This is a genomic window from Streptomyces sp. NPDC059900, from assembly GCF_050270335.1.
Classification (GTDB): Bacteria; Actinomycetota; Actinomycetes; order Streptomycetales; family Streptomycetaceae; genus Streptomyces.
In genome coordinates this window covers 1-5,971 of record NZ_JBNNJZ010000507.1, presented here as the reverse complement: position 1 = coordinate 5,971, position 5,971 = coordinate 1, and the positions used below count along the sequence as shown (strand labels likewise).

General features: G+C 71.3%; 5 protein-coding genes and 3 pseudogenes. 5 read left to right on the top strand and 3 right to left on the bottom strand.

Annotated elements, in window-relative coordinates; translation table 11 throughout:
• Positions 1 to 21: 21 nt before the first annotated feature.
• Together ACQKIP_RS37525 and ACQKIP_RS37520 are read left to right on the top strand one after the other, a co-directional pair.
• Positions 22 to 66: pseudogene (locus ACQKIP_RS37525) on the top strand (hypothetical protein); the annotation flags it as partial.
• A 48-nt stretch (positions 67 to 114) separates the two neighbouring features.
• Positions 115 to 470 (top strand): annotated as a pseudogene (locus ACQKIP_RS37520) (plasmid stabilization protein).
• 141 nt (positions 471 to 611) lie between these two features.
• Here ACQKIP_RS37520 and ACQKIP_RS37515 read toward each other — a convergent pair.
• Both ACQKIP_RS37515 and ACQKIP_RS37510 read right to left on the bottom strand, forming a co-directional pair.
• Positions 612 to 1,295, bottom strand: coding sequence for a hypothetical protein (locus ACQKIP_RS37515; protein WP_427745164.1), 684 nt, complete (start codon positions 1,293 to 1,295; stop codon positions 612 to 614).
• 291 nt (positions 1,296 to 1,586) lie between these two features.
• Positions 1,587 to 1,937, bottom strand: coding sequence for a hypothetical protein (locus ACQKIP_RS37510; protein ID WP_365867112.1), 351 nt, complete (start codon positions 1,935 to 1,937; stop codon positions 1,587 to 1,589).
• A 748-nt stretch (positions 1,938 to 2,685) separates the two neighbouring features.
• Here ACQKIP_RS37510 and ACQKIP_RS37505 point away from each other — a divergent pair.
• The 3 genes and pseudogenes from ACQKIP_RS37505 to ACQKIP_RS37495 form a co-directional block, all read left to right on the top strand.
• Positions 2,686 to 3,144 (top strand): hypothetical protein, encoded by a 459-nt coding sequence (locus tag ACQKIP_RS37505; protein ID WP_365867114.1) that lies wholly within the window; start codon positions 2,686 to 2,688, stop codon positions 3,142 to 3,144.
• Positions 3,145 to 3,833: 689 nt separating this feature from the next.
• Complete coding sequence (locus ACQKIP_RS37500) at positions 3,834 to 4,466, top strand: hypothetical protein (protein ID WP_365867116.1); 633 nt, start codon at positions 3,834 to 3,836, stop codon at positions 4,464 to 4,466.
• A gap of 64 nt (positions 4,467 to 4,530) precedes the next feature.
• Positions 4,531 to 5,103, top strand: a pseudogene (locus ACQKIP_RS37495) (IS982 family transposase); the annotation flags it as partial.
• An 86-nt stretch (positions 5,104 to 5,189) separates the two neighbouring features.
• Here the strand turns inward: ACQKIP_RS37495 and ACQKIP_RS37490 are convergent.
• Positions 5,190 to 5,549, bottom strand: coding sequence for a hypothetical protein (locus ACQKIP_RS37490; protein WP_365867118.1), 360 nt, complete (start codon positions 5,547 to 5,549; stop codon positions 5,190 to 5,192).
• Positions 5,550 to 5,971 lie beyond the last annotated feature (422 nt).

The following is a 5,971-nucleotide window of genomic DNA, read 5'->3' as shown; positions in this document are numbered from 1 at the left end:
GACCAGGCCCGCGGTGTGCTGATGGCCGCGGGATCCTGCGGGCCCCAGAGGGCCTGGGAGGTGCTGGTGGATACCTCGCAGCGCACCAACACCAAACTGCGGCGGGTCGCGGAGATGGTGGTGGCCTCCGCTGCCGGGGGAGAGGAGGTCCGCGGGCCGGTGGCCAGGCAGCTGCGGCAGTCGCTGGCCCGGCATACGGCCGCGCAGGAGCGGGGCACTTCCGCGGGGCGCGCGAAGGAGATCGCGGCACGCCGGTGAACAAGGAGCGGGCCCGCCCGGGCGAGTCGAAGAGCGTGAGCAAAGCGTCCGCCCGGGATTCCAAGTCCGCCCGGCGGCGGGGCAGCGAGCGCTCCCGCCGCGGCGCTCAGGGCCCCACCGGGGGCCAGCTGTACGCGGAGGCCAAGCGGCGCAATATCGAGGGCCGTTCCTCGATGAACAAGCAGCAACCGGTCAGGGCCGTCGGCCGCTGACCGGCGGAACGCTCACCGCCGCTCAGGGCGCCGCGGTCCCGCGGCCGGGCAGCGGGAATCCCGTTCGCGGGCGCGGGGGCGGGTTGGAGCCGGCCTGCCAGTGCAGCCGGCCCGGCGCGGCCCGCGTTGCCGGTCTGGCCGTCACGGGGGATCGGGGCGGGTGCTGCGCAGGATCTCGTCGGCCAGTTCGGGCAGTGGCCGTCCGGATGCGAAGGCGCGCGCTCGCATCCAGTCCAGTGCCAGGGAGGGCGGCACACCTCCCAGTTCTGCGAGCTTGCCGCTGGCCCGGTGCGCGCTGTTCCAGTGCGTGTCGATGATCTCGGCCGGCTGCCAGTGCGGCCAGGGCGCTGTGCTCAGCACCGCGTTGAGGATTTCCGCGGCGGCCCGGGCCCCGCGCAGCATCTCGCCCCGCAGCCGGGCGCCCGGGTCCATCGGGGTGCCTCGCGCCAGGTCCAGCGACCCGAGGCAGGCCCGCCCGACCAGCAGCGGGATAGCGTAGAGCGCGCCGATGCGGGGCAGCTGTTCCCGCACGAGCGAGCCGAACACCGGCCATGCCGCGCGGACCTCGCTTACGTCGCCCCAGATTGCCGGCTGGCCTGTCGCGGATGCCGCGACCGAGGGGCCCTGTCCCGTCTCGAACTGCAGCTCCGCCAACCGCACCGCCAAATCGTGGGAGGCGCACAGCAGCTGGGCCTCCGGCAGGTGGGTGAACAGCGTCATCGATACCGCCTCCACCGGCAGCGCCTCGCCCACGGCTTTGCACATCCGTTCGGGAAGATGCCGCTCGTCTCCCCGGGCCGCTGCCCGTAACCGCCGCTCCAGCACGCAAGCCCCTCCTCACCCGCCCCTCGCAGACCGGAGCACTCCGGCTACCCCGGCGGCGGCCCCCTACGCGCCCGGCCCTGCCGGCCGGGACCAGCCAGAGCACTCCTCGGGTCATCAACAACAGGGGACGGGCGGCGGGGCGGGGCAGGTCAGGGCAGTCCGGCGTGCGCGCGCCGGACACCGGGCGTGGCCGGGCGGTGCACTCGCGGTCCGGATCTCTGTACGTGCGGGCCTGCAGTCGCGTGGTGCGTGCACCGCGGACGGCACGGCGTGGTCGTGAGCGACGCAGGTCTATCCGTCCCGGCTGCAGTCCAGCGCCTCGGGCAGCGCCGGAAAGATCCTGAAGTGCGGGAGTGTGCCGGTTATCTCCAGGCGCCGGGCTGCCGGGGCGCCCAGCGGCCCGACGAGCCAGGGCAGGGTTCCCGCCCGGTGCCGGTGCTGCAGGAGGACGTTGAGTACCTCAGCACTCATGGTCTGGATGCGCGAGACGTCGACCGCGACCTGCTTGCCCGTCAGATGCCCCACCTCCAGGGCCATGCCGAGGAGATCGAGGTCGATCGGCTGCGCGAAATCGCCCTCGATCAGGACCACGAACAGGTTCGTCCACTCCGTGACGACCACGGCCTGCCGCGCACGGGCCATGCCGTCCATCATGGCATCCACGCCGGGCCGTGCCCCGGGCGGCGGCCGGCCTTGCGCGCGCCCGGCCGCACCTGCCCCTGTTCAACCAGAGGGCCCCGCTCCGCAACAGGTGCGCGCACGCTGCGGGGCGCGCCCCGTTGGCAAGGGCGGGCTGGTTGTGCACGTGCCAAGCCATGTCCTGACGGCAGGGGCAGTTTCTGCCGGACGTGTGGTTGCCGGTGTCTGACTTTGGCTCTGCTGATCGGGTATGCCGAGTGAATCGCTTGTCACCGCCGTCCCGGCCCCTGTCGTGGACGAGATGTGCCACCTGATCGAGTACGGTCTTGTCCGCGACGCTGCGGACGTGCCTGCTCTGCACGGCGAGCTCGCGGACCTGCGCACTGATTGGCCTTGCAGCCCGGCGCTGCCCCTGCCGGCGACGTTGGTCTCCCGTCTCGCGCAGGCCATGCTCGTCCTGTGCGCCATGGCCGGTGAGGAATACGGCAACGGCGAACGATCCCTCGCCTACAGCCGCATGGCCATCAACCTGAGCGGACTCGCCTCTGGCAACCCCACCCCGGAACAGGCCCGGAAGCACGCCGTTTGGCGATACTCGCCGATCCCTCTGACTCGCCTTGGCATGCCGGATTGCCCGTCGCCTGCACGACGGGGGCGGGGGCTTCGTCGGGTGTGGCCCTCTCGTGCTCGCTCGGCCGGGCGCTGCCGAGCCGCGTTGCGGCCGGGGCCGGGTGTGGCAAGAGTGTGGTCTGTGAACCGAACAGCTGTGAAGGACCGCCGCTCTGCCCGCCAGGAGCGCGCCGCGCGGGTGCAGGCCTCCATTGCCGCGGCGGTGACCTGCCCGCTCTGCCCGCAGATCACGCGCGAGGTCGGGCTGGAGATCTTGACGAAGACCCTGGGCCCGGGCGGCGGCCGGCGCTGGTGGAAGTCGACCAGGGCCGTGCAGGAGCGAGCCGTGCGGCTGGCCGGCGACCGGCCCTGGCGCGAGGACGCCCTCGCGTGGATCGACGCCTATCGAAGCGCCCACGGGCACGGGCCGAGCTGGCAGGAGTTCTGGCGGGCCCCCTGCCTGTGGCCGGACGAAGCGACCACTGCCCTGCTGAACACGGTGATGCGCCAACTCCACGAGGACGGCTACCTCGACGGCACGAAGACACCCTTCGCTTTGTGCCGGCGAACTGTCGGACGCGCGACCCGCCCCCGGGCATGAGAGGAGCGGCATCCCTACCGCCCGGTGCACGTGCTCCCGGCCACCGGACTCCTGCGTGAGCGAACCGCCTCATACCGTCTTCTGCGAGATGCGCCGGGTCACAGCCCCGGTCGGCCCGGGCCCGGAGAGCAACGGGTTGTGGCTTCGGGCTGGTTGCGGCCGCCGCTGAGTTGCTCGGTCCGGCGGCGGCCGCCCGGCACAGCGCTTCGCTGGTGCCGGTGTCCTCGCGGGCCCGGGGGCGCGGGAGATGCCCCACAGCCGGATGCGAGGACGGATTGGCCGGGGGCTGCATCCGCTGCCGAACGTCGCTCCGGCCGTTCGGGGCACCTCACTGCGACCGCCAGGGCCCGGGGGCGGCACACGAGGTCTCTGTGCCAAGAATCAGGCCGGAGTGGCGGGTTCGGCAGAGCGAATTCGAGCCTCCTGCGTCACGCCGTGTTCCGCGGCGGGCGGCGCGCTGCACGCGTCCGCCCGCTCGAACAGGATGGGGCCGCGGCCTGGGGAACGCAGCTAGACGAGTCAGTCCGAATGCTGACGGCTTGCCTCGGTCACCCCGCCCAGTCGGGCGGTACTCGCGCCTGTTCCGCGTCTACATCATGTAGGGGGAGGCCGGGCCGTGAGTGCCGACTGCCGTAAGGTAAACCGGTCCTATGACTCGTGATGACCTGCCCGGCAGAGAGTGGGTACCGGTGACCCTGGCGCCCTACCGGCTCGTCTGGCTGGCCCTTTGGGTCGAAGCCACGCCCCGGGAAGAGGCGAAACTCACCGAACACCTTCGCACGGCACTCGCGCCTTACGGCACGGTGGTCGTGCATGCTCGGGGGCCGTTCCACCGCACCCCGGAGATGCTGCACTTCGAGGTCGACCTCACGCCACACCGGTCCGCGCCCGACTGCCTGCGGGCTCTCGGCTTCACTTGGAGGGACGACTCCGGCTGGAACGACGAATGGGAGCGGCCGCTCAATGGCGGGGTGTTCCTGCACCCCGCCGTGTACGGCGCCCTGGCCGGCGAGGCGGAAGCGGCTGCCGCTCCCCGGTTCGAAACGGGTGACGTCGTGCGGGTCCGTGACTCCGCCGAGGCCCGTCGGCTCGGTCTGGTAGGCGCGGAGGTGACTGTCGGACACCCGGATTACGACTACGACACTGTTCCCGCCCGCAGAACGTGGTATTACTCCGTACTCATCGAGGGGCAGGACGACTCAGAGAACCTTGACGAGGCCGACCTGGAGCCGACCGGCCGGCACGTGCAGCTCTACGGTGAGCGCATAGGCGTCAGCACCAACGGTATTCTGATCTCGCCATCCGACCAGCCCGGCAAGTAGCCCTCTGGCAAGCACCACCATCGACGTGTTGTACATCGGGTCTTCAAGATCATCCCGTTGCCCCTGGATCGTCGGTTCCACGCCGGTGCAGTGCGGTCGCTCGCGTCCGGCGGTCAAGCGGTCGGACATGGTCGGCTGGGCCGGGTACGGGTACTGCGCCTGGCACTCCCGGTTCTTCTGGGGGCTGCGGCTGTTCTTGGTCTGTACCCCGACCGGGATACCCCACCTGTGGGCGTTGGCGACGACGATGGACGAGCGGGAGGCGCCGGCCGCGATGCTGGACCGTGAACCGCACCTGCCCGCGAACCGGCCGGGTCTGCTGGTGATCGCGGACAAGGGTTTCGCGTCCAAGGAATTCGCGGCCGTTCTGGCTGTCAGGGGAGCCGAGTTACTGCGGCCTTGTCCAAGCGCGAGAGGAGACGCCGGGGCGAGAGCCTCCTCAAGTCGGTGCGGCAGTTGATCGGGTCGGTCAACGACACTCTCTAGGGCCGGCTCGACCTGGAACAGCACGGCGGGCGGACCTGCGAGGGCGTGGCGGTCGCGTCGCCCAGCGCTTTCTCGCGATGGCCGTCGCGAGCTGGCACCACCCAAGACCCGCCAGCCGGTCACACGATCACTGATCGCGTACGACCACTGATCATTCGAAACGACTCGTCTAGACACTCGTCTGCCGTGGCCGCGCGGCTGCCGGATGGGCAAGCTCGGTGGCGTGTGCGGCGGTGCTTACTGGTCGCGGTTGTGGGCTGCTGCCTCGCGGAGGGTGGCGAAGACCGTGAAGTGTTTGAGGGTCCCGGTGATTTCCAGGCGCCGGGTGACCGGTGCGCTGAGCGGGCCGGCCAGCCAGGGCAGGCTGCCGGCCCGGTGCCGTTGCCGCAGCAGCGTGTTCAGCATCCGGGCGCTGAGGTCTTTGGTGCGCGACAGGTCGATGATGACCTGCTTGGCCGTCAGGTGGCCGGCTTCCAGGGCCATGTCCAGCAGGTCGAGGTCCCTCTGGTGATCGAAGGTGCCCTGGAGCAGTACCACGAACACGCCCGTGCACTCCGTGACGAGCACTGCCTGCCCTGCGGGGCCCGAAGACGCCATAGCCGCCATCCTGCCCCCCGACCGGAGCGTTCACGCGGTCGTCAAGCAGACGCGTGTGCACCAGGAGGCGACCGCTGCGGCCCGTCTGCGGGCCGGGTCGGCCCTGTCTTCCGCCCGGCAGTCCGGCCGGTGAATATGCCCGCTTCGGGGACAAGCTCTGTCGCCGGTGGGACGCTGGTGGGTACCGGCCGCCGCCGCGCGGGTGCGGCGGCGGCAGCAGCGCGAGGGACTGGGGCTCCCCCTCGATCGGTCCTCGCGCGAGGTGCACTCCGGGCGGCAGGGCTACTGGATCAAGCCCCGTCACTCCCGCCGAAGAGGGCGGCAGCTGGAGCCGTGTCGGCGGCGATGCGGCTCCAGCCGGTCTCGTGAAAGGCGTGCGGGTCCCGTCACGGCTCGGGGGCAGGGAGCCTGCGGTATGGGTG

Excerpts from the sequence above, each read along its gene's own strand:
- ACQKIP_RS37510 (WP_365867112.1), bottom strand. The coding sequence starts at position 1,937 with ATGGCCCGTGCGCGGCAGGCCGTGGTCGTCACGGAGTGGACGAACCTG.
- ACQKIP_RS37490 (WP_365867118.1), bottom strand. The coding sequence starts at position 5,549 with ATGGCGTCTTCGGGCCCCGCAGGGCAGGCAGTGCTCGTCACGGAGTGC.